Source organism: Nocardioides malaquae, assembly GCF_015070385.1.
GTDB classification, from domain to species: Bacteria; Actinomycetota; Actinomycetes; order Propionibacteriales; family Nocardioidaceae; genus Nocardioides; species Nocardioides malaquae.
Genome location: NZ_JADCSA010001095.1, coordinates 1 through 240, shown reverse-complemented (window position 1 = coordinate 240; position 240 = coordinate 1). Strand labels below are relative to the sequence as shown.

General features: G+C 46.2%; 1 protein-coding gene. It reads left to right on the top strand.

Annotated features, from left to right (window positions below):
- Positions 1-117 precede the first annotated feature (117 nt).
- The coding region (locus IEQ44_RS18395; protein WP_369074448.1) for a hypothetical protein at positions 118-240 on the top strand (123 nt) is incomplete at its 3' end.

The window sequence follows — 240 nt, the reverse complement described above, 5'->3', positions numbered from 1 at the left end:
ATGTTTGTGTCTCTGTACCAATATAAGTGGAGGCAGACACAACAGAACTTTATACAGTTTTATACAGAGCAGGCCTCATTTAATCCAGTTTAGTCCACATAGTTGCAGTTGTGTGAAATGTTCCACTGGACTGCTCACCTCGAAGAAGTGCCAAGTAAAGGCCATTGTCATGCCGCTGTTGCCGTGGGAGACAAGCTGTACTCTTTTGGAGGGTCCAGTAAGGGGAACAACGGGGATCAG